A 23745-nucleotide genomic window follows, 5' to 3' on the forward strand; every position below is an offset into this window, starting at 1 on the left:
ACTTCCCCCATGAGTGCAACCCAGACAGCGCCGGCACGAGACCGGTTGCGTATCGCCATCCAGAAGAGTGGCCGGCTGGCCGAACCCGCCCGCAACCTGCTCAGCGCCTGCGGCCTGAGCTGGCGCGAGAGCCGCGACAAGCTGTTCTGCTACGGAGAATCGCTGCCGGTGGACCTGCTGCTGGTGCGTGACGACGACATCCCCGGCCTGATCGCCGATGGCGTCTGCGACCTCGGCATCGTCGGCCGCAACGAGCTGGACGAGCAGGCCGCGGCACGCCGCCAGATCGGCCTGCCCGACGCCTACCAGGCGCTGCGTGGGCTGGGCTTTGGCCAGTGCCGGCTGATGCTGGCGGTGCCCGAGGAATGGCAGTGGCAGGGTCCGGCGCAGCTGGCCGGTACCCGCATCGCCACCAGCTATCCGGCCATCCTCACGCAGTGGCTGGCCGAGCAGGGCGTGGACGCACAGGTGGTCGAGCTGTCCGGTTCGGTGGAAATCGCTCCGCGCCTGGGCACCGCCGACCTGATCTGCGATCTGGTGTCCAGCGGCGCCACGCTGCGCGCGAACCAGTTGACCCCGGTGCACAACCTGCTCGACAGCGAAGCGGTGCTGGCCGGTGCGGTGCGCGAGCCGGACGATGCGCGCGCCTCGCTGCGCGCGATGCTGCTGCGCCGCCTCGACGGCGTGGTGCAGCGCCAGGACCGCAAGCTGCTGATGTTCCGCGCCAGCGAGGACCGCGTTGACGCGCTGGCGCAGCTGCTGGCCGATGCCGAGCCGCTGGTGCGGCTGCCGGCCGATGGCGGCGCGCTGCGCCTGCAGACCATGTGCCCGGGCCCGTTGAGCTGGCAGCGCATGGAAGAACTCGAGCGCGCCGGTGCGAAGGGCCTGATGGTACTGAGCGTGGAGCGTTCGCTGGCATGAACCGTCTGATCTGGTCCCGACTTGATGAGCCCGCCCGCAGCGTGGCATTGACGCGCCCGGTGCAGACCGTGGCGCAGCAGACCCGCGAGGCGGTGGCTGCGCTGATCGGACAGGTGCGCGCGCAGGGTGACGATGCGCTGCGCGCGATCACCGCACGCTTCGATGGTGTCGAGCTGCCTTCCTTTGAAGTGAGCGAGGCCGAATTCGCTGCTGCCGAAGCCGCCGTGCCGGCCGAACTGCGCCAGGCGATGGTGGATGCCGCCGAGCGCATCGCGCGCTTCCACGCCGCCGGCATGGGTAAAGGCTATGCAGTTGAAACCGCGCCGGGCGTGGTCTGTGAACGCATGCTGCGGCCGATCGGCCGCGTCGGCCTGTATGTGCCGGCAGGCAGCGCGCCGCTGCCGTCCACGGCACTGATGCTGGGCGTGCCGGCACAGCTGGCCGGGTGCCCGCAGGTGGTGCTGTGCACGCCGCCGCGTGCCGATGGCAGCGCCGATCCGGCGGTGCTGGTAGCCGCCCGCCTGACCGGCGTGCAGCGCGTGTTCAAGCTCGGCGGCGCGCAGGCGATCGCCGCGATGGCCTATGGCACCGCCACCATCCCGGCCTGCGACAAGCTGTTCGGGCCGGGTAACAGCTTCGTCACCGAAGCCAAGCAGCAGGTCGCGCAGGGCGGCGCCGCCGCCATCGACATGCCGGCGGGCCCGTCGGAAGTGCTGGTGATTGCCGATGCCGGCGCCACCCCAGCGTTCGTCGCTGCCGATCTGTTGTCGCAGGCCGAGCACGGCCCGGATTCGCAGGTGCTGCTGCTGACCGATGACGCGGCGATGCTGGCCGCGGTTGAGGCGGAAGTAGAGCGCCAGGTGGCATTGCTGCCGCGGCAGCAGATCGCGCGCCAGGCATTGTCGGCGTCGCGGCTGATCCAGGTCGAGACGTTGGACGAGGCCTTTGCGATCAGCAACCGCTATGCGCCCGAGCACCTGATCCTGGCCCTGCGCGAACCGCGCGACTGGCTGGGCCAGGTGCAGGCCGCCGGCTCGGTGTTCCTCGGCGACTACACCCCGGAAGCACTGGGCGACTACTGCAGTGGTACCAACCACGTGCTGCCTACCGCCGGTGCCGCGCGTGCCTACAGTGGTGTCAGCGTGGCCAGCTTCCAGAACCTGATCAGCGTGCAGAGTGCCAGCGCCGACGGCCTGGCAGCGATTGGTGGCTGCGCGCGCATCATCGCCCGTGCCGAAGGACTGGATGCGCATGAGCGTGCGGTGGCGCTGCGCATGGAGGTGGCGGCATGAGCGCCATTGACGATGTGCTGGCGCTGGTGCGCCCGGATCTGCAGGCCTTCGCCGGCTACAGCTCGGCGCGCAGCGCGGCGGTGCAGGGTGAGGTCTGGTTGAACGCCAACGAATCGGCCTGGGCCAATCCGGCCGATGCCGCAGGCAGCAGCCGGCGCTATCCGGAACCGCAGCCGTTGGCGCTGCGTGAGGGCCTGGCAGCGCTGTACGGCGTGACGCCGCAGCAGCTGCTGGTCGGCCGTGGCAGTGACGAAGCCATCGATCTGCTGGTGCGCGCCCTGTGCGTGCCGGGTCGCGATGGCGTGCTGGTGACCTCGCCGGTGTTCGGCATGTATGCCGTCTGCGCGCGACTGCAGGGTGCGCCGTTGATTGATGTGCCGCTGGTCGATGGCGAGGATGGCTTGCGCGCCGATCTCGATGCGGTCATCCGCACGGCACGGGAGCAGAGCGCCAGGCTGGTCTTCCTGTGTGCGCCCTCCAACCCGGCTGGCAGCGATATGAGCCTGGCCGAGATCGAGCGCGTGGCGACTGCACTCCGTGGGCAAGCGCTGGTGGTCGTGGACGAGGCCTACGTCGAGTACGCGCAGCGTGCATCTGCGACTACGCTGTTGGCCGCGCATGCCAACCTGGCGGTGCTGCGCACGTTGTCCAAGGCGCATGCACTGGCTGCGGCGCGCGTCGGAGCCCTCATTGCCGCACCGGATCTGATCGCCGTGCTGCGCCGTTGCCAGGCGCCGTACCCGGTGCCGACCCCATGTGCGGAACTGGCCGTGCAGGCCCTGCAACCGGCTGCTCTGGCGCGCACCGCCGAGCGCGTGGCCACGGTCATCGGCGAGCGTAAGCGCCTGTTTGCCGCCTTGCCAGGTCTACCCGGCGTGCGCCGTGTTTACCGCTCGGCCGGCAACTACCTGCTGGTCCGCTTCGCCGACGCGCAGGCCGCATTCGACACGTTGCTGGAAGCCGGGGTGGTGGTGCGTGACCAGCGCGCCGCGCCGCAGCTGGGCGACGCGCTGCGCATCAGCATCGGCAGCCCCGAAGACAATGACCGCGTGCTTGCGGCCCTGTCGGCGCGGAGGGCCGCGGCATGACCCCGATCCTGTTCATCGACCGCGACGGCACCCTCATCGAGGAGCCGGCCGACTTCCAGATCGACGCCTACGAGAAGCTGCGCTTCGTGCCGCAGGTGATTCCGGCGCTGCTGAAGCTGCGCGACGCCGGCTACCAGTTCGTGATCGTCACCAACCAGGATGGCCTGGGCAGCGAGAGCTATCCGCGTGCCAGCTTCGAGGGTCCCAACGACCTGATGCTGCAGATCTTCGAAAGCCAGGGCATCACCTTCCGTGACGTCCTGATCGACTGCAGCTGGCCGCAGGACAATGCGCCGACCCGCAAGCCGGGCATCGGCCTGATGACGGCTTACCTGCAGGACCGCAGCATCGATTGGGCGCGTTCGGGCATGGTCGGCGATCGCATCACCGACCTGCAGTTCGCCGACAACCTGAACATCCGTGGCTTCCAGCTGCGCACCGAACAATTTGGTGGTGAGTGGGACTGGCCGGGCATCGCCCACGCCCTGGCCGACGCACCGCGTACCGCAGTGGTCCAGCGCAACACCAAAGAGACGAAGATCCGCGTTGAACTCGATCTGGACCGTGCCGGTGATGCGCGCGTCGCCACCGGCCTGCCGTTCTTCGACCACATGCTCGAACAGATCGGAAAGCACGGTGGCTTCGCGCTGGACATCCAGGCCGAGGGCGACCTGCACATCGACGAGCACCACACCATCGAAGACACGGGTCTTGCCCTGGGGCAGGCGCTGCGCGAAGCACTGGGCGACAAACGCGGCATTGGCCGCTACGGCTTCACTCTGCCGATGGATGAAACGCTGGCCAGCGCCGCGCTGGATTTCAGCGGACGCCCGTACTTCGTGTTCGAGGGCGAATTCAAGCGCGAGCGGGTGGGCGACATGCCAACCGAGCTGGTACCGCATTTCTTCCGCTCGCTGTGCGATGCCAGTGGCCTGAACCTCAACCTGCAGGTGCGCGGCGACAACGATCACCACAAAGTGGAGGCCTGCTTCAAGGCCCTGGCGCGCGCGTTGCGCCCGGCACTGGCCCGCCAGGGTACGGCGTTGCCGAGCACCAAGGGGGCGTTGTGAGCGACGTCGCGCTGATCGATGCCGGCGGCGCCAACCTGGGCTCGGTGCGCTATGCGCTCGAGCGCCTGGGGGCGACGGTACGGCTGGTGCGTGATGCGGACGGCCTGGTCGGCGCGCAGCGGGTGATTCTGCCGGGCGTGGGTGCCGCAGGCCCGGGCATGCAGCGCCTGCATGCGCAGGGGCTGGTGGAGCCGTTGCAGCGACTGGAGGTGCCGCTGATGGGCATCTGCCTGGGCATGCAGCTGCTGTTCGAGCGTTCCGAGGAAGCGGGCGTGGAGACACTGGGGCTGATTCCCGGGGTAGTGCGCAAGCTGGTGCCAGCCTGCGGCATCCGCGTGCCGCACATGGGCTGGAACCGCCTGCTGCCGCTGCGCGAATCGCTGCTGCTGCAGGGCGTACCGGAGCGCGCCAGCGCCTACTTCGTGCACAGCTATGCCGCGCCACTCAACACCCACACCGTCGCCGCCTGCGACCACGGGGGCCTGTTCACGGCCGTGGTGGAGCAGGGGCGCTATTACGGCGCGCAGTTCCATCCCGAGCGCTCGGGCGAAACCGGTTCACTGATGCTGCGCAACTTCCTCGAGGGCACTGCTGCATGAGCTTCATCGTCTACCCAGCGCTGGACATCCGTGATGGCCGCGTGGTGCGGCTGCGCCAGGGCGACTACGCGCAGGAGACCTCGTATGGCGATGATCCATTGCCGCGCGCGCAGGCCTTCGCCGCGCAGGGCGCGCAGTGGATGCACCTGGTTGACCTGGATGCGGCGCGTGCCGGTGGCTACACCCTGGCAGCGTTGCTGGCGGCGATCCGCGCGCAGACGACGCTGCAGGTGCAGACCGGCGGTGGCGTGCGTGGCCGCGACGACGTGGCACGCATTCTTGATGCCGGCGCCGGTCGCGTGGTGGTCGGTTCGCTGGCGGTGCGCCGCCCCGATGAGGTGGTCGGATGGCTCGATGAGTTCGGCGCCGAACGCATCACCATTGCGCTGGACGCGCGGCAGAATGCACAGGGCCAGTGGCAGCTGCCGGTGCACGGCTGGACCGAGAACGCGGGGGTGACGCTGGATGACCTGGCCCTGCGCTACGCGCGTGCCGGCATGCGCCACCTGCTGTGCACCGATATCGCCCGCGACGGCATGCTGGCCGGGCCGAACATCGGGCTGTACGCGCACCTCTCGGCGCTATTGCCGGGCGTGGCCGTGCAGGCGTCAGGCGGCATCCGTGACGTAGCCGATGTCGGCGAGGCGCGTGATGCCGGCTGCGGCGGCGCCATCCTCGGCAAGGCCTTGCTGGAGCAGCGCATGGACCTGGCGGAGGCGCTGGCATGTTGAGCCGCCGCATCATTCCCTGCCTGGATGTGCGCGATGGGCGCGTGGTCAAGGGCGTGCGCTTCCGCGATCACGTCGACATGGGCGACATCGCCGAGCTGGCACAGCGCTACCGCGACCAGGGCGCCGACGAGCTGGTGTTCTATGACATCGGCGCCAGCCCCGAGGCACGTTCGGTGGACGTGGCCTGGATCGAGCGCATCGCGCGCCTGATCGACATTCCGTTCTGCGTGGCCGGTGGCATCGACAGCGTGGAAACCGCGCGCCGCGTGCTGTTCGCCGGCGCCGACAAGGTGTCGATCAACTCGCCGGCGCTGGGCCGACCGCAGCTGATCACCGAGCTGGCGGACGAGTTCGGCGTACAGTGCGTAGTGGTTGGTGTCGACTCGGTACGCGAAGCTGACGGCCAGTGGCGGGTGCGCCGTTTCAGCGGCGACCCGGACAAGACCCAGGCGGTGCCGGTGCGCACCCTGGACTGGATCGTGGAGGCGCAGCAGCGAGGGGCCGGCGAAATCGTGCTGAACTGCATGGACAGCGATGGCGTGCGCCGTGGCTACGATATCGCCCAGCTGCAGCAGGCACGGGCCCTGTGCCAGGTGCCGCTGATCGCCTCCGGGGGTGCCGGTGCGATGGAGCATTTCGCCGAGGCCTTCGACCAGGCCGACGTCGACGGCGCTTTGGCTGCCAGTGTGTTCCACAGCGGCGCCATCGCCATTCCGGAATTGAAGCGCTACCTGCGCGGACAGCAGATCGAGGTGCGGGATGTCTATTGAAGTAAGGCCGTCACCGGACGCCTTGCAGGCGCTGGACTGGCGCAAGGGCGAGGGCCTGCTGCCGGCGGTGGTGCAGGATGCCGATACCCTGCAGGTACTGATGCTGGGCTATGTGAGCGCCGAATCGCTGGCGGCCACGCTGGCGATCGGTCACATGACCTTTTTCAGCCGCAGCAAGCAGCGCTTGTGGACCAAGGGCGAGCAGTCCGGCAACGTGCTGGTGGTGCAGTCGATCCGTGTCGACTGCGACGCCGATACGCTGCTGGTGATGGCACGTCCGGCGGGACCGACCTGCCATACCGGTGCCGAAAGCTGTTTCGACCAGGCGCCGAAGGACTTCCTGGGCGGGCTGGGCCAGCTGGTGGCGATGCGCGAGGCGCAGCGCCCGCCGGGCAGCTACACGACCAGCCTGTTCGAGGGCGGCATCCGCCGTATCGCACAGAAGGTGGGCGAGGAGGGCGTGGAAACCGCACTGGCGGCGGTGGCGCAGGATGATGAGGCGTTGTTGGGCGAGGCCTCGGATCTGCTGTATCACCTGCTGGTACTGCTGCGCGCGCGCGGGCTGTCGCTGGACGATGCGCGGGCGGTGCTGGAAAAGCGCCATCGTTGAGGAAGGCGTGCGGACCAACGGTCCGCACCCACCTCTGCAATGCAGCCGAGCATGGCTCGGCTCTACAATAGGGGGTCTTCTTCTTTCCCGGACCGTCCCATGAAACTGCCTGCCGCCTGGCTGTGCTGCCTGTTGCTGACTTCGCCGGCCTGGGCCGCGGATACCGTGGTCAGCGGCAAGGTCTATCTGGAGCGCGACGGCAAGCCGGGCCGGGGCGCGACCGATCCGGGCCTGGCCGGGGTGCAGGTCTCCAACGGCGAGACCATCGTCAAGACCGCCGCCGACGGCAGCTACAGCCTGCCGGTGCGCGATGGCCAGACCGTGTTCGTGATCAAGCCCGATGCCTACGCCTTCCCGAAGGCGGCCGACGGCCTGCCGTCGTTCTGGCGGCACTATCGCCCGAACGGTTCGCCGGCGCTGAAGTACGGCGGCATCGCCGCCACCAGTGACGTCACCCGCAACTGGGATTTCGCCCTGCAGGCGGACCGCCATGACAGCCGCCGTGGCTTCCAGATGCTGGTGTTCACCGATTCGCAGACTGCCAGCCTGAAGGACATCGGCTACTACCAGCAGTCGATCGTGGCGCCGCTGGTCGGCCAGACCAAGGCGCGCATGGGCACCACGCTGGGCGACATCGTCAACGACGACCTGGCCCTGTACCCGGCGATCAACAAGGTCACCACGTCGCTGGGCGTGCCGTGGTTCCATGTGCCGGGCAACCACGATCTCGACTTCGATGCGGCCAGCGACGCGCATTCGCTGGACAGCTGGCGCAACGTCTATGGCCCGGACACCTATGCGGTGGAAGAGGGCGGCGCCAGTTTCGTGTTCCTCGACGACGTGGTGTATGACCCCAAGGCCAAGCCGAAGTACGTCGGCGGCCTGCGCGAAGACCAGTTCACGTTCCTTGCCAGCTACCTGAAGGGCCTGCACAAGGACCGCCTGCTGGTGCTGGGCATGCACATCCCGCTATTCGACGCTGCGCCGGGGCGCGAGACGTTCCGTCACGCCGACCGCCAGCGCCTGTTCGACCTGCTCAAGGACTTCCGCAACGTGCTGGTGCTGAGCGGCCACAGCCACACCCAGCAACACGTCTACCACGGCAGGGCCGAGGGCTGGAACGGCGACAAGCCGCTGCACGAATACAACGTCGGTGCCAACTGCGGTGCGTTCTGGTCGGGGGTGAAGAATGCCGCCGGGGTACCGGACAGCACCATGAGCGATGGCACGCCGAAGGGCTACGCGCTGCTCGACGTCGCTGGCAACGGCAGCTATCGCCTGCAGTACCGCGTGGCCGGCAAGCCGGCCAGCGAGCAGATCGGCCTGCATGCACCGAAGGTACTGCGCCAGGGCGCCTACCCGGCGTGGGGCATCTACGCCAATGTCTACATGGGTGAGGATACCAGCGTGGTCGAGTACCGCGTCGATGGTGGCGCCTGGCAGCCGATGAAACAGGTCAGCCAGCCCGATCCGCGGCTGATGGTGGAGAACGTTGCCGACGACCTGGCCGTCACGCTGCGTGGCTATGACCGCTCGCCGGAGGCCACCGCGTCGCCGCACCTGTGGCGTGGCGCGCTGCCGACCGACCTGTCCGTGGGCAGCCACAAGGTCGAGGTGCGTTCCACCCAGCCCGACGGTGCGGTGTTCACGGCCACCACCAGCTACAGCCTGCAGACTGCCCAGCCCTGACCCGCGGCAGTGCCGCTCCAGCGAAAGGAACCCGCATGGATATCCGTTTCATGGCCGGCACTACGCCGGTCACCCTCAGCCGCCACTGGTTCACCGGCGCGATGCTGCTGCAGAGCGCCACCGAGAAGGTCTGGGTGCAGCATCCGTGGCACCCGGGCACGCATTTCTCGTTCTCGCTGGTACAGTCGTGGCTGCGCCACATCGCCGGCCATGAAGTGCTGGTCGAACGTACCCGGCCGCTGCTGTTCGCCGGTTTCCGCCCGCAGCGCCTGCGCGTGCTGGTGGATGGTGTGCAGGTGGCCGAGCAGGAAGGCATGTAGGCCAACCTGAACCACCGGCGTGCTAGGCAAAGCCGCCCCGATGCCTGAGAATCGGGGCGATTCAATCGATCCAAGCAGGCCCGCGTGACCATCGCAGCAGCGTCCCCGGTTTCCACCGACTCCGCCCGCGGCGGTCTTCCGCGCCGTCTCGTTGTCGCCGATGTCGGCGGCACCTTCGCTCGCCTGGCATTGGCCGAGACGCTGGCCGGGCAGCCGCCGCGCCTGGGCAGCCATCGCACCTATGCCTGCGCCGAGTATCCAAGCCTGGCCGCGATCCTGGCCGACTTCATCACAGGTCTTGGTCAGCCGGTGCAGACCGCGGTGGTGGCCATTGCTGGCCTGCTCGATGGCGATGTGCTGATCAACTCCAACCTGCCGTGGACGGTGTCGCTGTCGGCCAGCCGCGCGCAGTCGGGGCTGCACGAACTGCAGCTGATCAATGATTTCGAAGCGGTGGCGCTGGCCATTCCTTACCTGCAGGCCGATACCCTGGTGCCCTTGAACGGCGACGCCGATCCGGCGCAGGCGTTCCCGGCACTGGTACTGGGCGCCGGCACCGGACTCGGTGCCGCACTGCGCTTTGCCGATGGCGAACGCCCGGTGCTGGCCAGCGAGATCGGCCATGCCGCGCTCGGCGCGGGCAACGCGCTGGAGCTGCAGGTGCTGGGCAAACTGCTGCAGCGCTGGCCGCACGTGGACAACGAACGCGTGTTGTCCGGCAGTGGCCTGATGAACCTGTATCCGTGCCTGTGCGAACTGCGCGGCGCCACTCCGGTGTGGACCAGCACCGAGGCGCTGATCGGCGCCGCCCGCAGTGGCGAGGATGCGTTGGCGGTGGAGACCCTGCAGGTGTTCTGTGCCTGGTTGGGCAGCCTGGCCGGCGACGCGGCGATCGCCGTCGGCGCGCGCTCGGTGTACCTGGCCGGTGGCATTTCCGCGCATGTGCAGGATTTCCTGGCCGATGGCCGCTTCCGCGCGCGCTTCCTCAACAAGGGCGTGCTGAGCGAGGTGCTGCGCCAGGTGCCGGTATGGCGCGTGGAGCACGGCCAGCTGGGCGTGCTCGGTGCAGCGGTCTGGCACGCCGCACGGCAGCCCACGCACGACTGATCGGCAGGGCCGGCATCGGGCTGGTCGTGCATTGCAGACTGGGAGGGGAATATGGTGGATCGCAGGCAGTTCCTGCAGGCCGGTGCGCTGGCCGCAGGCATGGCGGCATTGCCGGGCGTGCAGGCGCGTACGCAGGGTGGGGCCAAGGTGGTTTCCACCTGGAACTTCGGCGTGCCGGCCAACCAGGCCGCATGGAAAGTGCTGGCCCAGGGGGGCAGCGCGCTGGATGCCGTCGAGGCGGGCGCACGCTGGGCCGAGAGCGAGCTGTGCAACCCCACCGTCGGCCATTGCGGCAATCCGGATCGCGACGGCGTGCTGAGCCTGGACGCCAGCATCATGGACGGTGACGGCCGCTGCGGTGCGGTGGCCGCGCTGGTGGACATCCTGCATCCGGTGTCGGTGGCGCGCAAAGTGATGGAGAACAGCCCGCACGTGCTGCTGGTGGGCGACGGCGCGCAGCAGTTCGCGATGCAGCAGGGTTTCGAGCGCAGACATCTGCTGACGCCGCAGGCCGAAGCCGCCTGGCGCGAATGGCTGAAGACCGAGAAGTACCAGCCGCAGATCAATGCCGAGCGCCGGGGCATCCCCGGCAACAGCGACAACCACGACACCATCGGCATGCTCGCGCTGGATGCCAAGGGCCACCTGGCCGGTGCCTGCACCACCAGTGGCATGGCCTGGAAGCTGCACGGCCGGGTCGGCGACAGTCCGATCATCGGTGCCGGCCTGTACGTCGACAACGAGGTCGGCGCCGCCACCGCGTCGGGCGTGGGTGAGGAGATGATCCGCAACGCCGCTTCTTTCCTGGTGGTCGAGCTGATGCGGCAGGGGCGCTCGCCGGCGCAGGCCTGCCGCGAAGCCATCGACCGCGTTGTGCGCAAGCGCCCGGAAGCGAGCAGGACGCTGCAGGTGTGCTTCCTGGCGATGAACAAGCAGGGCGAGGTGGGTGCCTATGCACTGCACCGCGGCTTCGTCTACGCGGTGTGCGATGCGCAGCGCCAGGATGACCTGCGCGATTCGCCATCGATCTACACGAGCACCCAGGCATGAGCACGCGACTGAGCCTGGAGATCGCCAGCAACTCGCTGGCTTCGGCGTTGGCCGCCCAGGCCGGCGGCGCAGACCGCATCGAGCTGTTCGACAACCTGGCCGAGGGCGGCACCACGCCGTCGTTCGCCAGCATCGCGATTGCCCGCGAACGCCTGTCGATTCCATTGTTCGTGCTGGTGCGGCCACGCCCGGGCGACTTCCATTACGACGCGCTGGAAACCGAACTGATGCTGCGTGACATCGCGCAGTGCCGCGCGCTGGGCTGCGATGGCGTAGTGATTGGTGCGCTGGACGTGCAGGGTGGCATCGACCTGCCGTTGTGCCGTGAACTGGTGCAGGCCGCCGGGCCGTTGCAGGTGACCTTCCATCGCGCTTTTGATGCAGCCCGCGATCTGCCGGCGGCGCTGGAGCAGGTGATAGGTCTGGGCTGCCAGCGGGTGCTGACCTCGGGTGGCCAGGTCAGCGCCGAGGCCGGGGCTGAGGTGCTGGCGGGCCTGGTCACGCAGGCCGCTGGCCGTATCACGGTGATGGCCGGCGCGGGGCTGGCCCCGGGCAACATCGCGGGCGTCGCGCGACGCAGCGGCTGTACCGAACTGCATGCTTCAGCCAAGGGCCTGCGACGCTCGGCCATGCAGTTCCATAATCCGGCGCTGCGCGGCCTGGACCCGGACTGGAGCCAGACCGCCACCGCGACCGTGGCGGCACTACGGCAAGCGCTGGACGGCTGATCGCAAGCCCCGGGGTCGGATCCCTTCGCAGCAGGGCTCTGACCCCACCCGGATACGCACGCGTTGCCGAAAAGTGACGCTTTTGACGCGTGCGGATGGCCAGGCCGTCCGCCAAACAGCGGAATGCAGGGGCATCCGTACTTTGGGATGGACGATCTGGTTGGGAGTGCCGACAGTGGGCCCAACGCTTGGTGGCAACGATTCTCCTTCTGCATGCCTCGACTGCTCTTGCTGTTTCTGTGTTTGCTGCCCGCCGCCGTAACAGCTGCGGAAGAGGGGCAGTCACCCGTATTGATCTGGAGGGCTGCCGGTCCCGAGGGAAACCGCATCGACGCTGTCGTGGACGGGGTGACGCTGACTCCCGCTGCGAAAGGTGCGTTCGTCGACACGCGCATACATCCGGTTGGAATCCAGCGCTTTCGGGCGGTGTACCAGGTATTCGATTCAAACGCCGATAACCCGATGGGCCGTTGCGGTGCGGGGCACGAGATTCATCTCTTCGTCTACGAACTGATCCCGCCCACGCCTGTCGAGCGGGGCAGGATACTGATCAGTAGTTGCCTTGAGGCGTTGTCTCTGGATAGCCAGAATTCAGGGCGACCCGGCAGTGAGTCCGACTTTTCCTCCGTGGTCTGGCAGAACAACGGGTTCACCATCAAGTGGTGGGCTGGCGGGCCCGACGGAAAGGCCTCAAGCCGCTATGTGCTTCGCAATGGCCGTATTGTCCCGGCTCAATCGGGCGAGGGAAGCCGCTGAGGGCGGACAAAACCGTTCCGCGCGCGGTTGTCGCGATCGTGTCATCGATCCGTGGGCCGTTCTCTCAGCATTGTCTGACAACTATTTGATTGTCATGGCCAACGGCGGCCGGTAGCGGCAATCCGCGGCCTGTTGCTGCGTCGCCGCATGCCGGATGCGGTTCAGCTGTGCTTTAGTTTGGATCGATCCACAGGGGAGGGTGCCGCATCGGTCCTGGACCGATCCAGGCGCCCGGATCAGCCGTAGTGCCGCGCCACCACCCGTCCGTGCGTCCACACCTTCGAAGAGCAACCACCCATGGCTCAGTCCGTCCGCAAGCGCCGTCACCTGCTGTCCCAGGCTCTGGTCCTGGCCCTGTTGCCCCTGGCGGCCAGCGCGCAGGAAAGTTCCAGTTCGTCCACCAAGGATCTCGATGCGGTCACCGTTACCGGCTCGCGCATCAAGCGCGCCAGCGTCGAAGGCCCGGCGCCGGTCAACGTGATCACCGCCGCGCAGATCCAGAAGGAGGGCTTTGTCAGCGTGTACGACGCGCTGAAGACCCTCACCGAAGCAACCGGTACCGTCGAAGCGGCGTCGCAGTGGGGCTCGCATACGCCCAATGCCAGCGGCCTGAACCTGCGCGGGATGGGCCCGAACCGCTCGCTGCTGCTGGTCAACGGCCGTCGCGTGGCCGACTACCCGCTGCCCTATGGCGGTGAAACCAACTTCTCCAACTACGGCAACATCCCGGCTGCGGCGGTAGAGCGCATCGAGGTGCTGACGGGCGGTGCCTCGGCCATCTATGGCTCGGACGCGATCGCCGGCGTGGTCAACGTCATCCTGAAAACCAACTATGACGGCGACGAAGTACGCGTGCGCGGCGGTACTTCCACTGAAGGCGGCCGCGATACCTGGGACCTGTCCTGGGCCGGCGGCAAGACCGGCGACACCTGGAGCGTGACCTACGCGCTGCAGTACACCAAGCGCGATCCGTTGTTCGGCCGCGATCGCCCGCAGATGGACGATGCCGACGACGCGCCGTATCCCTCCTGGAACATGGAACAGCGCAAGGTCGGCTTCCGACCCACCGCCGGCCTGGCGCTGATCGATCCCACCACCGGCCAGCGCCTGGCGCCGCCGGCAGGCACCTGCGAGAAGTTCAACGGCGAGTACTACACCGCCGATCGCCTGGTCTACAACTACGCCGCCAACACCATCACCAACACCGGCCGCCTGTGCGGTATGAGCGCCGACTACGCCAACTGGCTGTTGACCGGCGGCGTCGAGAACGTCTCTGGCAACCTGTACGCCACCTTCGATTTCAGCAATGACCTGCAGGCGTGGACCAACCTGGCGGTGTATCACTCCGAAGCCATCTGGGGCACCAACCCGCCCGGCGTGTCGCTGATCGACGATGACAATGGCTACTACTGGGATGCGAACCGCAACCGCCCGATCCTCGGCGTGCGCCAGTTCACTCCGAACGAAGTGGGCGGCCTGGACACGCTGCGCAACACCAACCGCGAACTGTCCTGGGATTGGAGCGCGGGCCTGCGTGGTCGCCTGGCCGATCGCTTCGACTGGAGTGCGACGGTGGGGCGCTCGTACTACCGCGTGGAAGAGCGGCAGAACGTGGTGGACAAGCAGAAGTCCTACGACTACTTCCTCGGCCCACGGCTGGGCACCACCGCCGGGGGTGAAGCGATCTATGCGTTGAACGAGTCACGCTGGTGGAACCCGCTGACGCCGGAGCAGTACTGGCAGATGGGGACGGTGGCGAAGAATCGCGCGAGCTCCTGGGTCAACCAGGCGTCGGCGGACATCACCGGTGAACTGTTCCAGGGCTGGGCCGGCCCGATTTCGTTCGCCGCCGTGGCCGAAGTGGCGCAGCAGGGTTATCACCTCAGTCCTGATCCACGCGCCGGCATCGACTTCGACCTGCAGAACGTCGACCGCGGTGGCGGCGAGCGCACGCGCTACTCAGCCGGCATCGAGTTCAAGATCCCGCTGCTGGACAGCGTGATCGCCACCGCGGCGGCGCGCTATGACCGCTATGGCAGCTACAAGGCCGACGACAGCGCCGAGGCCCTGAACATCGGCAGCCAGAAGGAAACCACCTGGAACGTCGGGCTGGAATGGCGCCCGGTCGAATCGCTGCTGGTGCGAGGCTCGTATGCCACCAGTTTCCACGCGCCGGACATGCACTACCTGCTGGGCCAGCCGAGCAGTTCCGAAGTGCAGACCTATGACCGCCTGCGCTGCATCCAGAGCGGTGCTTACCTGGTCAACAACTGCGGCGTGGGCAACACCGACGTCTGGTACACGTTCGATGTGAACCGGCGCGGCACGCCGCTGCTGCGCTCGGAAACCGGTGATTCGTGGACGGTCGGCTTCGTCTGGGACGTGATGCCGAACCTGTCGGTCAGCGCCGATTACTGGGCGATCAAGCTGGAAGACATGATCGTCGACGTCGGTGCCGACGAAGTGCTGGCCAGCGAGGCCGGCTGCCTGACCGGCAAGAACATGGACGGCACGCCGTGGGCCAATCCGGCCGGCGGCGAGTACTGCGCGGGCATCCTGGCGCGCGTGAACCGTGACAGCAACGGACGCCTGGTGTCGATCGAGCGTGGCCCGTTCAACCTGGCCAGCCGCGAGGTACGCGGCATCGACCTGACCGCGCGCTACCGCCTGGAGACCGCGCAGTGGGGCAGCTTCCAGCTGGGCGTGAACTACACCAACCAGATCTCGACCAAGGAACAGCGCTACGCCGCCGACCCGAACCCGGAACGCCGCGACCGCGACCTGCGCAGCAAGCTGCGCGCAAGCCTGGCCTGGCAGCGTGGCAACTGGAACGCCAATGTCTATGCCGACCGCATCGGCTCGGTGCCGGGCGTGCGCTACCACTGGGGTACCGACCGCCTGGACAACCCCGGCGGCTGCCTGCCGTTCGCCGATGGTTACGTGCCCAGTGACAGTCCGTCGCTGAACTGCCTGGAGCCGGCGACCCGACCGGACGGCTCGCCCAATCCGAACCCGAACGCCGGCCAGCAGACCGCGCGCTACTACGGCCGGGTCGGGCCGTTCATCACCTGGAACTTCAACGTGGGTTACCAGGTGACCGAACGCGCCAAGGTCAATGTCTACGTCAACAACGCGTTCAATTCGGCCAGCTGGAACCACAAGGACCCGTACAAGCTGGACTACGACTTCGCCCCGACCCGCCTGCTCGGTGCGGTCGGCCGCGAATTCGCACTGGAGTATGTGTTCACCTTCTGACGAGACCACCCATCGTCAGTAGATCCACGCCATGCGTGGATGCGGACACCTGGATGCCCATTCAGGAAATGCGGACAGGCTGGATTTGACCTTCCCACGATGGCAAGGTTTAGCCTGTCCGCATCCAGAAGGAATCCATGGGAATCCGATCATGAGTACACCCCGCGCCACCGCAGCCCCCGCCAGCCTGCCCACCATCAGCCTGCCCATCGAGGGCATGACCTGCGCCAGCTGCGTGGGCCGGGTCGAAGCGGCACTGTCCAAGGTCGAGGGCGTGGGCAGCGTCTCGGTCAACCTGGCCACCGAACGTGCGGATATCCGTGCGTCCGGTCCGGTCGATCGCGCCGCGCTGATCCAGGCGGTGGAGCGGGTGGGCTACGACGTACCCGCTGCGACCCTTGAGCTGGCGGTGGAGGGCATGACCTGCGCGTCCTGCGTCGGTCGTGTCGAGCGCGCGCTGCGGGCGGTGCCCGGCGTCAGCGAAGCCAGCGTGAACCTGGCCACCGAGCGCGCCACGGTGCGTGGCGTGGCCGACGTGGGCGCGCTGGTGGCGGCCATCGACAGGGTCGGCTATGCCGCCCATGCCATCGAGGCTGGGGTTCAAGCGGATGACGAAGCGACGGAAAAGAAGGATGCCGAGCGCGCGCAACTGAAGCGCGACCTGATCGTGGCCGCCGCGCTGGCACTGCCGGTGTTCGTGCTGGAAATGGGCTCGCACCTGATTCCCGGCATGCACGGCTGGGTGATGGCCACCCTCGGCATGCAGGCCAGCTGGTACCTGCAGTTCGTACTGACCCTGCTGGTGCTGGCCATTCCCGGCCGCCGTTTCTACCAGAAGGGTTTCCCGGCACTGCTGCGGCTTGCGCCGGACATGAACTCACTGGTGGCGGTGGGCACCGCTGCCGCATTCGGCTACTCGGTGGTGGCGACCTTCGCGCCGAGGCTGTTGCCGGCGGGCACGGTGAACGTCTACTACGAAGCCGCGGCGGTGATCGTCGCGCTGATCCTGCTCGGCCGCTTCCTTGAGGCGCGCGCCAAGGGCCGCACGTCCGAGGCGATCAAGCGCCTGGTCAACCTGCAGGCCAAGGTCGCGCATGTGATCCGTGACGGCCGCACGGTCGATATCCCGGTCAATGAAGTGCTGAGCGGCGATGTGGTGGAGGTGCGTCCGGGCGAGCGCGTGCCGGTCGATGGCGAGGTGGTCGAGGGCCGCAGCTATATCGACGAGTCGATGATCAGCGGCGAGCCGATTCCGGTAGAGAAGCAGCCGGGCAGCAGCGTGGTCGGCGGCACCGTCAACCAGAAGGGGGCGCTGACCGTGCGGGCCACGGCGGTAGGCGCGCAGACCATGCTGGCGCAGATCATCCGCATGGTCGAGCAGGCGCAGGGCTCGAAGCTGCCGATCCAGGCGGTGGTCGACAAGGTCACGCTGTGGTTCGTGCCGGCAGTGATGCTGGCCGCACTGGCGACCTTCCTGGTCTGGTTGATCTTCGGCCCGTCGCCGGCGCTGAGTTTCGCGCTGGTCAATGCCGTGGCGGTACTGATCATCGCCTGCCCCTGCGCGATGGGGCTGGCCACGCCGACGTCGATCATGGTCGGTACCGGTCGTGGCGCCGAGATGGGCGTGCTGTTCCGCAAGGGTGAAGCACTGCAATTGCTGAAGGATGCGCAGGTGGTGGCGGTGGACAAGACCGGCACGCTGACCGAAGGGCGTCCACGCCTGACCGACCTCGAGACCGCCGACGGTTTCGATCGCAGCACGGTGCTGGCAGCGGTGGCGGCAGTGGAGTCACGTTCGGAGCACCCGATTGCCCGTGCCATTGTTGATGCGGCAACCGGGCAGGGCATCGCGCTGCCGGCCATGCTCGACTTCGAATCGGTCACCGGCATGGGCGTGCGCGCCCGTGTCGATGGCGCCCGGGTTGAGGTCGGTGCTGATCGCTTCATGCGCGATCTTGGCGTGGACATCACCGCATTCTCGACGCTGGCGGCGGAACTCGGCACGCAGGGCAAGTCGCCGCTGTTTGCCGCTGTCGACGGCCGCCTGGCCGCGATCATCGCGGTATCCGACCCGATCAAGCCGAGCACGCCGGCCGCAATCGCGGCGCTGCACCAGCTGGGCCTGAAGGTGGCGATGATCACCGGCGACAACGCCGGTACCGCGCAGGCGATCGCACGCCAGCTGGGCATTGATGAGGTGGTGGCCGAGGTGCTGCCGGAAGGCAAGGTCGAAGCGGTGCGCCGGCTCAAGGCCACGCATGGGCACGTCGCCTTCGTCGGCGACGGCATCAACGATGCACCGGCGCTGGCCGAGGCCGATGTCGGCCTGGCGATCGGTACCGGCACCGACATCGCGGTGGAGTCGGCCGATGTGGTGCTGATGTCGGGCAACCTGCAGGGCGTGCCGAATGCCATTGCGCTGTCGAAGGCAACGCTGGGCAACATCCGGCAGAACCTGTTCTGGGCCTTCGCCTACAACACCGCGCTGATCCCGGTCGCGGCAGGTGTGCTGTACCCGGTCTGGGGCGTGCTGCTGTCGCCGGTGTTCGCGGCCGGTGCCATGGCCTTGTCCAGCGTGTTCGTGCTGGGCAACGCGCTGCGCCTGCGCCGCTTCCAGGCGCCGATGGCGGACGCCCCCGCCGCGACCCATTGAAGGAGAGAACCGCATGAACATCGGTCAAGCTGCCAAGGCCTCCAGTGTTTCGGCGAAGATGATCCGCTACTACGAGCAGATCGGGCTGATTCCCGCGGCCGATCGCACCGAGTCGGGCTATCGCGCATATTCGCAGGCGGACATCCACCGCCTGCGTTTCATCCGCCGCGCCCGCGATCTTGGCTTCCAGGTGGCCGAGATCACCGACCTGCTGGGCCTGTGGAACGACACCTCGCGGCACAGTGCCGACGTCAAGCGCCTGGCCGAGCAGCACATTGCCGACCTGGAACAGCGTATCGAAAGCATGCGGCAGATGGCCGACACGCTGAAGTCGCTGATCAGCTGCTGCGCGGGTGACGAGCGCCCGGAGTGCCCGATCCTGCAGCGGCTGGGTGACGGCGATGAGTTGCCGGTGCCGGTCGATGCAGCGAAGACCGGCGCGATGCGGCGGCGCGCGCACAAGCATTGAACCCACACCTCATGCATGAAAAAGCCCGCCGGGTGCAGTTGCACCCGGCGGGCCTGGTGTTGCGGGGCAGGGCGGCAGGTCAGGGAGTACGCGGCGGGAAACCGGCATCGTTCACTGCGGCGAAGACCTGCTCCTGCGATGCGGTGGTCTGCACCTTGACCAGGCCGGTCGGCGGATCGGCGACCACGCTGGCATTCGGATCGATCTGCTGGATGGCGCGGGTCACGCTGCGTGCGCAGCCGCCGCAGGTCATGCCGTCGACATGGAATTCCATCTGTAGCTCCTTCGGTGCTCTTGGGTGTGGAGCCAGTGTGCACCTTCCAACGATGGCAGGGTCAAGCGCTGGGCTGAAGTAAAAACGGCAGCCACCTGTACCAGCGCGGCTGCCGTGGAGGAACGTCCCCGCCGGAGCGGGGTGTGGATTGCGCCGGAGCGGGCCCCGGGCAACCCGGTGTTGGCTTAGAACTTCCAGGTCAGGCCGACGTAGTACTGGCGGCCGGAGTAGGTGTTCGACAGCAGGCGGGCCTTGGTATCGTTGCCCAGATGCACACGCTGCTCGGACTTGGTGACGTTGAGTACCGACGCGGTCAGCGCCAGATCCTCGCGGATGTTGTACGCGGCATTCAGATCCAGCTGGTCGTACGGCTCGGAGTACGAGCTGAAGCCATTGTTGAGGCCACCGACCACCACGCCACGGCGGTTGTACGAGGCACGCGCCAGGAACTTCTCGTTCTCGTAGAACATGGTGAAGTTGGCCTGGTTCTTGGCACTGCCTACCAGCGGCGAAGAACCGATCTGTTCGCCGTTGATCTCTACCGACGCCAGGTTGGTGTCGTTGTAGGTGTAGTTGGCCTGGAAGCCGAGGCCGAAGTCGAGGGTGTACTGGCCGTAGATTTCCACGCCCTGCGACACGCCATCGCGGCCGTTGGCCTGGGTCTCGTACTTCTGCACGGTCACGCTCTGGCCGCCGACGTTCATCTGCTGGTCGCGTACCACCGGCACGGTGAAGTTCTTGACGTCCTTGCGGAACACGCCGATACCGGCGACGGCGCCCGGCTTGAAGTACCACTCCAGGCTCAGGTCGTACTGGGTCGCCTTGAACGGTTCCAGTTCCTTGTTGCTCCCCGAACCATACCAGCCCGGGTTGACGGCGCCGCCAGCAACGCGACGATCATTGCTGTACTCATCCGAGTAGTAGCTCAGGCCGCCTGGATAGGCGATGTTGGTGTAGCTGGGGCGGGCGATGACCTTCGACGCTGCACCGCGCAGCACCAGCGAATCGGTGATGTCCCAGGCGATGTTGAAGCTCGGCAGGAAGTCGGTATAGGTCTTGTCCAGGGATGCCAGCTCGTAGGTCTTCACCCGGGCCATGCTGTCGGGCAGGCGCACGAAGCCGCTTTCGCAACCATAGCCAGCGTTCGAGCCGAGCAGCGCGGCCGCCGAGGGATCGGTGCACGCCAGCGGCGAACCGGCCGCGTTGTCAGCGAAATAGTCGTTGAAGCGCTCGACCGAATCGCTGGAGGCGGCATGCTGCTTGGTCCGTGCGACGCGCACGCCGATGTTGCCGCGCAGGCGCTCGGTGCGGAAGTTCGCCTGGAAGTAGCCCGAGTACACTTTTTCCTGCACGTCGTAGACGAAGTCGTCCTCGGTGCGGTTCTGCACGCCGCCGTAGCGGTTGTTCAGATAATCGATGTAGGCCGGGTAGTTGATGCCCGGGAACACATTGGCATTGAACGCACCGGCGATATTGCCCATCGGCTGCGACAGGAAGAAGCCCGGCTGTGCGATGCCCGCGGTGGAATCACAACCGGCCTGGTAGCGCTTGCTGTAGTCGCTCGGGTCCGCGCCCTGGCAGACCCAGTAGGTGTTGCCAGTGTTGCGATGGACCTTGCCGTCGCTGTACTTGGCCCCGAACTGGATTGAATCCAGCCAACCGGCTTCGAACAGCTTGGTGACATCGGCCTGGAAGTGGTTCTGCTTGACCTCGGTGCGCTTCCACGACGAGTCGGTGGAGCCGGTGTCCACTTCGGCAATGCCGGCCATCAGCTGTTGCTGCAGGTCGGGCGAGAAGTTCACCGACGGCGTGCCGGCCAGGTCCCAGGAGGTGGCGGTGTTGCCTGCCTGCCACTGGCCATCGACCTGGCGGCGCGGTTTGGCCGACATGCGGAAGTTCATCGACGGGCCGCCTTCCGACCAGGTCCGGCCACCGGCAAAGCTGGCCTTCCACAGCGGGCTGATGTCCCAATCGATGGTCAGGTCGGCGGTCTGCGACAGCGCCTTTTCCTTGCTGTAGGTGCCGGTCAGCTGCGGGGTGGGGATGGTGCAGTCATCCGGACCCCAGCCACCCGGTGGCAGACCGGCGGCCTTTGCCTGGTCTTCGCTGCAGATGTAGTTGCGGCCCGGCTGCATCTGGTACTGAGCGCCGGTCACGATGGTGCCACTCGGGTCCATGGTGAAGCCGTTGAGCATGCGGCCACCTTCCCAGTTGCCGTCGCCGGCCACGCGAGCCAGGTTCCATTCCGGAACCTTCAGCATGTTCTGGGTGTAGTCACCCTGCAGCTCGAACCGGAAGTAGTTGGCCGTCATCGTGACATTGTCGAGCGGCTTGAACTGGAACGTCAGCTGCCCGCCGGTACGCTCGCGGCGCTCATCACGCACGGCGAAGTTGACCGAGGTCGGCATGAAGAAGCCGGAGTAATGGCCGCCGTTCTGGTTGTAGATGCCCGAGCGGCCCCAGAACTGCGAGGCGTCCGGCAGCGCGTTGCCATGGACGTCCACGGCCGGATTGCGGGTGCGGCCGGGAGCGTTCCAGACATAGTCATGGATGACGGCGCCGTTGGCGTCCACACGGTCGCTGTACCACTGCCAGTCTTCAGTGCTGACTTCCATGCTGCGGTTGGTGCGGACCTGCTTGGTCGCACCGATCAGCAGGCCGAAACGCTCATCCTCGCTGTGCCAGGAGTACATCGCCGACGCCTGCGGGTCGACACCGCTGCTGGTGTCGGACGAGGTGCCTTCCATCGAGGCAAAACCCGAGTTGGCCTTCATGTCCAGCGGGCGGCGGGTACGCAGGATGACGGTACCACCGATGCCGCCTTCGTCGATGCGTGCTTCCGGGGTCTTGTACAGCTCCGCCGCCGACAGCATGTTCGAGGGCAGCAGGGTGTAGTTGAACGAACGCGATGCTTCGTCGTTGGTTTCCGAGGTGGCGACGTAGTTGCCGTTCAACTGGGTCAGGGTCAGATCCGAGGCGAGGCCACGCACGCTGACGTTCTTACCTTCACCGCCGCTGCGGGTGATGATCACGCCGGGCACGCGCTGTAGTGCGTCGGCGACGTTCTTGTCGGGGAACTTGCCGACGTCCTCGGCGGTGATCACTTCGACCACGGCGTTGGCGTCGCGTTTCTGTTCGAGGCTCTTCTCGATGGCGTAGCGGTAGCCGGTGACCTGGACGCTGTCCAGATTGGTGGCGTCCTGCGAGCCGGTGGAAGCGGCCTGCTGCGCGGCGGCGCCGGCCGGAACGACGGCGGCGGCCAGGGCCAGCGCGATGGCCAGTGACAATGCGTCCTGGCCGTGCGTGCGTGTTGAATGCTTCATTCCCATCTCTCCCTCTCTCCTGGATTGATCCGGTGACGTGGCACGGACAACTTGAATCGATCTAATTTGAAGTGACATTGTCGCTATCGCCATGCAGTGGCAGTAGCACCGTGCGCATGGCCTGGTACGTCCTGTGACTGCTTCCCCAACTCCCGGCCATCGCAATGTCGTCTTGGATCGATCTAAGCGATGGGCGGGCGTTTTTTAGCATGGGTCGCCCGCGGGCGCATGCTGCTGCGCAATATGGTACTGGCGTGGCGAAGGGATGACGGTTTGCTGAAAACAGTGGAAACGTTTTCGTGCGCAGGGGAGGGTGGGTCGGCAGGGCTGCGCCCTGCACCTGCTATGAGCCAGGGCAACGGCCAAACCCAAAGCAAGGGCCAAAGCCAAAGCGGCTCTGGTTTTCCGATGGTTTGGCGGGGCGGTGTGGGCTGGCAGGACACGCCGTAAACCCCCCTCCGGGGTCCGGCCCAGCCGCTGGCGGCTGTGCGTTCGGGCGCTTGCGAAGCAGTGCTTCGCAAGCAAAGCGCCCTCACCCATGGGGGCTCGATGGCGCCATCCATGGCGCCAACGGTCCTGCCAGCCCACACCGCCCCACCTTTGACAGTTTCCCGGTGACGGCTGGATGGAGCGTGGAATCACGTGGGGTCATGGGGTCAGAGCCGTTTTCCTTTGGAAAACGGCTCTGACCCCGATTGATTTCGTTATCTGACAGAGATTCATCCACGCACGGCGAGGATCTACTGCAGATCGCGAGAATCCGTCGAAGGCGGGGTGGGTCCGGTTGCGGGGGTGTCCGCGGCATGGATGCCGCGGCCAAGCCCCCATGGATGGGTTTACGGCGTCCCCCGCAACCGGACCCACCCCGCCTACCCACGGTCAGCCTGCTGTCGCTGTTGCTTCGGCCGTTGCCGTTGAGGTTGCCGGCCAGCGGCCGGCACTACCAGCAGGTGCAGGGCGCAGCCCTGCCAAACACCCCCCTCATGCTGCGGCGCAGAATGCATTCGGCGGAATCGGCATGCTCTACTTGAATCGATCTA

The 23745-nt window shown here is 67.0% G+C and carries 19 protein-coding genes; 17 read left to right on the top strand and 2 right to left on the bottom strand.

Going from position 1 to position 23745, the window contains the following annotated elements; genetic code table 11:
• The first annotated feature begins 9 nt into the window (after positions 1 to 9).
• The 17 genes from hisG (at position 10) to cueR (ending at position 19108) form a co-directional block, all read left to right on the top strand.
• A complete protein-coding gene (gene hisG / locus VN11_RS09735) occupies positions 10 to 921 on the top strand; it encodes an ATP phosphoribosyltransferase (protein WP_053449595.1) in 912 nt (303 codons plus the stop codon).
• Positions 918 to 2213, top strand: coding sequence for a histidinol dehydrogenase (hisD, locus tag VN11_RS09740; RefSeq protein ID WP_053449596.1), 1296 nt, complete (start codon positions 918 to 920; stop codon positions 2211 to 2213). Before hisG ends, hisD begins: the two co-directional genes overlap by 4 nt.
• Complete coding sequence (hisC, locus tag VN11_RS09745; protein WP_053449597.1) at positions 2210 to 3301, top strand: histidinol-phosphate transaminase; 1092 nt, start codon at positions 2210 to 2212, stop codon at positions 3299 to 3301. Before hisD ends, hisC begins: the two co-directional genes overlap by 4 nt.
• Entirely contained in the window at positions 3298 to 4371 is a 1074-nt protein-coding gene (gene hisB, locus VN11_RS09750; RefSeq protein WP_053449598.1) for a bifunctional histidinol-phosphatase/imidazoleglycerol-phosphate dehydratase HisB, read from the top strand. Before hisC ends, hisB begins: the two co-directional genes overlap by 4 nt.
• On the top strand, positions 4368 to 4970 hold the full coding sequence (gene hisH / locus VN11_RS09755; protein WP_008268504.1) for an imidazole glycerol phosphate synthase subunit HisH: 603 nt from the start codon (positions 4368 to 4370) through the stop codon (positions 4968 to 4970). The genes hisB and hisH overlap by 4 nt, the downstream gene beginning before the upstream one ends.
• Complete coding sequence (hisA, locus tag VN11_RS09760) at positions 4967 to 5701, top strand: 1-(5-phosphoribosyl)-5-[(5-phosphoribosylamino)methylideneamino]imidazole-4-carboxamide isomerase (RefSeq protein WP_053449599.1); 735 nt, start codon at positions 4967 to 4969, stop codon at positions 5699 to 5701. Before hisH ends, hisA begins: the two co-directional genes overlap by 4 nt.
• The gene (gene hisF, locus VN11_RS09765; RefSeq protein WP_053449600.1) at positions 5695 to 6471 is read left to right on the top strand and encodes an imidazole glycerol phosphate synthase subunit HisF; all 777 of its coding nucleotides are present in this window, start codon (positions 5695 to 5697) and stop codon (positions 6469 to 6471) included. Before hisA ends, hisF begins: the two co-directional genes overlap by 7 nt.
• A complete protein-coding gene (gene hisIE, locus VN11_RS09770) occupies positions 6461 to 7081 on the top strand; it encodes a bifunctional phosphoribosyl-AMP cyclohydrolase/phosphoribosyl-ATP diphosphatase HisIE (RefSeq protein WP_053449601.1) in 621 nt (206 codons plus the stop codon). The genes hisF and hisIE overlap by 11 nt, the downstream gene beginning before the upstream one ends.
• 99 nt (positions 7082 to 7180) lie before the next feature.
• Positions 7181 to 8770, top strand: a complete 1590-nt coding sequence (locus tag VN11_RS09775) for a calcineurin-like phosphoesterase C-terminal domain-containing protein (protein WP_053449602.1) — start codon at positions 7181 to 7183, stop codon at positions 8768 to 8770.
• Between the two features lie 35 nt (positions 8771 to 8805).
• Complete coding sequence (locus VN11_RS09780; protein ID WP_006436871.1) at positions 8806 to 9090, top strand: hypothetical protein; 285 nt, start codon at positions 8806 to 8808, stop codon at positions 9088 to 9090.
• Positions 9091 to 9174: 84 nt separating this feature from the next.
• On the top strand, positions 9175 to 10197 hold the full coding sequence (locus VN11_RS09785; protein ID WP_053449603.1) for a glucokinase: 1023 nt from the start codon (positions 9175 to 9177) through the stop codon (positions 10195 to 10197).
• A gap of 51 nt (positions 10198 to 10248) precedes the next feature.
• Positions 10249 to 11247 carry a N(4)-(beta-N-acetylglucosaminyl)-L-asparaginase gene (locus VN11_RS09790; protein WP_053449604.1) on the top strand — a complete coding sequence of 333 codons (999 nt, stop codon included), beginning with the start codon at positions 10249 to 10251 and terminating at the stop codon, positions 11245 to 11247.
• On the top strand, positions 11244 to 11975 hold the full coding sequence (locus VN11_RS09795) for a copper homeostasis protein CutC (RefSeq protein WP_053449605.1): 732 nt from the start codon (positions 11244 to 11246) through the stop codon (positions 11973 to 11975). Before VN11_RS09790 ends, VN11_RS09795 begins: the two co-directional genes overlap by 4 nt.
• 213 nt (positions 11976 to 12188) lie before the next feature.
• Complete coding sequence (locus tag VN11_RS09800) at positions 12189 to 12731, top strand: hypothetical protein (RefSeq protein ID WP_053451294.1); 543 nt, start codon at positions 12189 to 12191, stop codon at positions 12729 to 12731.
• Between the two features lie 297 nt (positions 12732 to 13028).
• Complete coding sequence (locus VN11_RS09805) at positions 13029 to 15986, top strand: TonB-dependent receptor plug domain-containing protein (RefSeq protein WP_053449606.1); 2958 nt, start codon at positions 13029 to 13031, stop codon at positions 15984 to 15986.
• 151 nt (positions 15987 to 16137) lie between these two features.
• Positions 16138 to 18639: a heavy metal translocating P-type ATPase gene (locus VN11_RS09810; RefSeq protein ID WP_053449607.1), complete on the top strand. Its 2502-nt coding sequence runs from the start codon at positions 16138 to 16140 to the stop codon at positions 18637 to 18639.
• A gap of 13 nt (positions 18640 to 18652) precedes the next feature.
• A complete protein-coding gene (gene cueR, locus VN11_RS09815) occupies positions 18653 to 19108 on the top strand; it encodes a Cu(I)-responsive transcriptional regulator (protein ID WP_053449608.1) in 456 nt (151 codons plus the stop codon).
• A 79-nt stretch (positions 19109 to 19187) separates the two neighbouring features.
• Here cueR and VN11_RS09820 read toward each other — a convergent pair whose 3' ends face one another.
• Together VN11_RS09820 and VN11_RS09825 are read right to left on the bottom strand one after the other, a co-directional pair.
• Entirely contained in the window at positions 19188 to 19382 is a 195-nt protein-coding gene (locus VN11_RS09820; protein ID WP_053449609.1) for a heavy-metal-associated domain-containing protein, read from the bottom strand.
• Positions 19383 to 19567: 185 nt separating this feature from the next.
• Positions 19568 to 22711, bottom strand: coding sequence for a TonB-dependent receptor (locus VN11_RS09825; RefSeq protein WP_053449610.1), 3144 nt, complete (start codon positions 22709 to 22711; stop codon positions 19568 to 19570).
• Positions 22712 to 23745 lie beyond the last annotated feature (1034 nt).

The sequence above is a fragment of the Stenotrophomonas maltophilia genome (genome assembly GCF_001274595.1).
Lineage (GTDB): Bacteria > Pseudomonadota > Gammaproteobacteria > Xanthomonadales > Xanthomonadaceae > Stenotrophomonas > Stenotrophomonas forensis.

Excerpts from the sequence above, each read along its gene's own strand:
- hisG (WP_053449595.1), top strand. The coding sequence starts at position 10 with ATGAGTGCAACCCAGACAGCGCCGGCACGAGACCGGTTGCGTATCGCC.
- hisD (WP_053449596.1), top strand. The coding sequence starts at position 918 with ATGAACCGTCTGATCTGGTCCCGACTTGATGAGCCCGCCCGCAGCGTG.
- hisC (WP_053449597.1), top strand. The coding sequence starts at position 2,210 with ATGAGCGCCATTGACGATGTGCTGGCGCTGGTGCGCCCGGATCTGCAG.
- hisB (WP_053449598.1), top strand. The coding sequence starts at position 3,298 with ATGACCCCGATCCTGTTCATCGACCGCGACGGCACCCTCATCGAGGAG.
- hisA (WP_053449599.1), top strand. The coding sequence starts at position 4,967 with ATGAGCTTCATCGTCTACCCAGCGCTGGACATCCGTGATGGCCGCGTG.
- hisF (WP_053449600.1), top strand. The coding sequence starts at position 5,695 with ATGTTGAGCCGCCGCATCATTCCCTGCCTGGATGTGCGCGATGGGCGC.
- hisIE (WP_053449601.1), top strand. The coding sequence starts at position 6,461 with ATGTCTATTGAAGTAAGGCCGTCACCGGACGCCTTGCAGGCGCTGGAC.
- VN11_RS09775 (WP_053449602.1), top strand. The coding sequence starts at position 7,181 with ATGAAACTGCCTGCCGCCTGGCTGTGCTGCCTGTTGCTGACTTCGCCG.
- VN11_RS09780 (WP_006436871.1), top strand. The coding sequence starts at position 8,806 with ATGGATATCCGTTTCATGGCCGGCACTACGCCGGTCACCCTCAGCCGC.
- VN11_RS09790 (WP_053449604.1), top strand. The coding sequence starts at position 10,249 with ATGGTGGATCGCAGGCAGTTCCTGCAGGCCGGTGCGCTGGCCGCAGGC.
- VN11_RS09795 (WP_053449605.1), top strand. The coding sequence starts at position 11,244 with ATGAGCACGCGACTGAGCCTGGAGATCGCCAGCAACTCGCTGGCTTCG.
- VN11_RS09800 (WP_053451294.1), top strand. The coding sequence starts at position 12,189 with ATGCCTCGACTGCTCTTGCTGTTTCTGTGTTTGCTGCCCGCCGCCGTA.
- VN11_RS09805 (WP_053449606.1), top strand. The coding sequence starts at position 13,029 with ATGGCTCAGTCCGTCCGCAAGCGCCGTCACCTGCTGTCCCAGGCTCTG.
- VN11_RS09810 (WP_053449607.1), top strand. The coding sequence starts at position 16,138 with ATGAGTACACCCCGCGCCACCGCAGCCCCCGCCAGCCTGCCCACCATC.
- cueR (WP_053449608.1), top strand. The coding sequence starts at position 18,653 with ATGAACATCGGTCAAGCTGCCAAGGCCTCCAGTGTTTCGGCGAAGATG.
- VN11_RS09820 (WP_053449609.1), bottom strand. The coding sequence starts at position 19,382 with ATGGAATTCCATGTCGACGGCATGACCTGCGGCGGCTGCGCACGCAGC.
- VN11_RS09825 (WP_053449610.1), bottom strand. The coding sequence starts at position 22,711 with ATGGGAATGAAGCATTCAACACGCACGCACGGCCAGGACGCATTGTCA.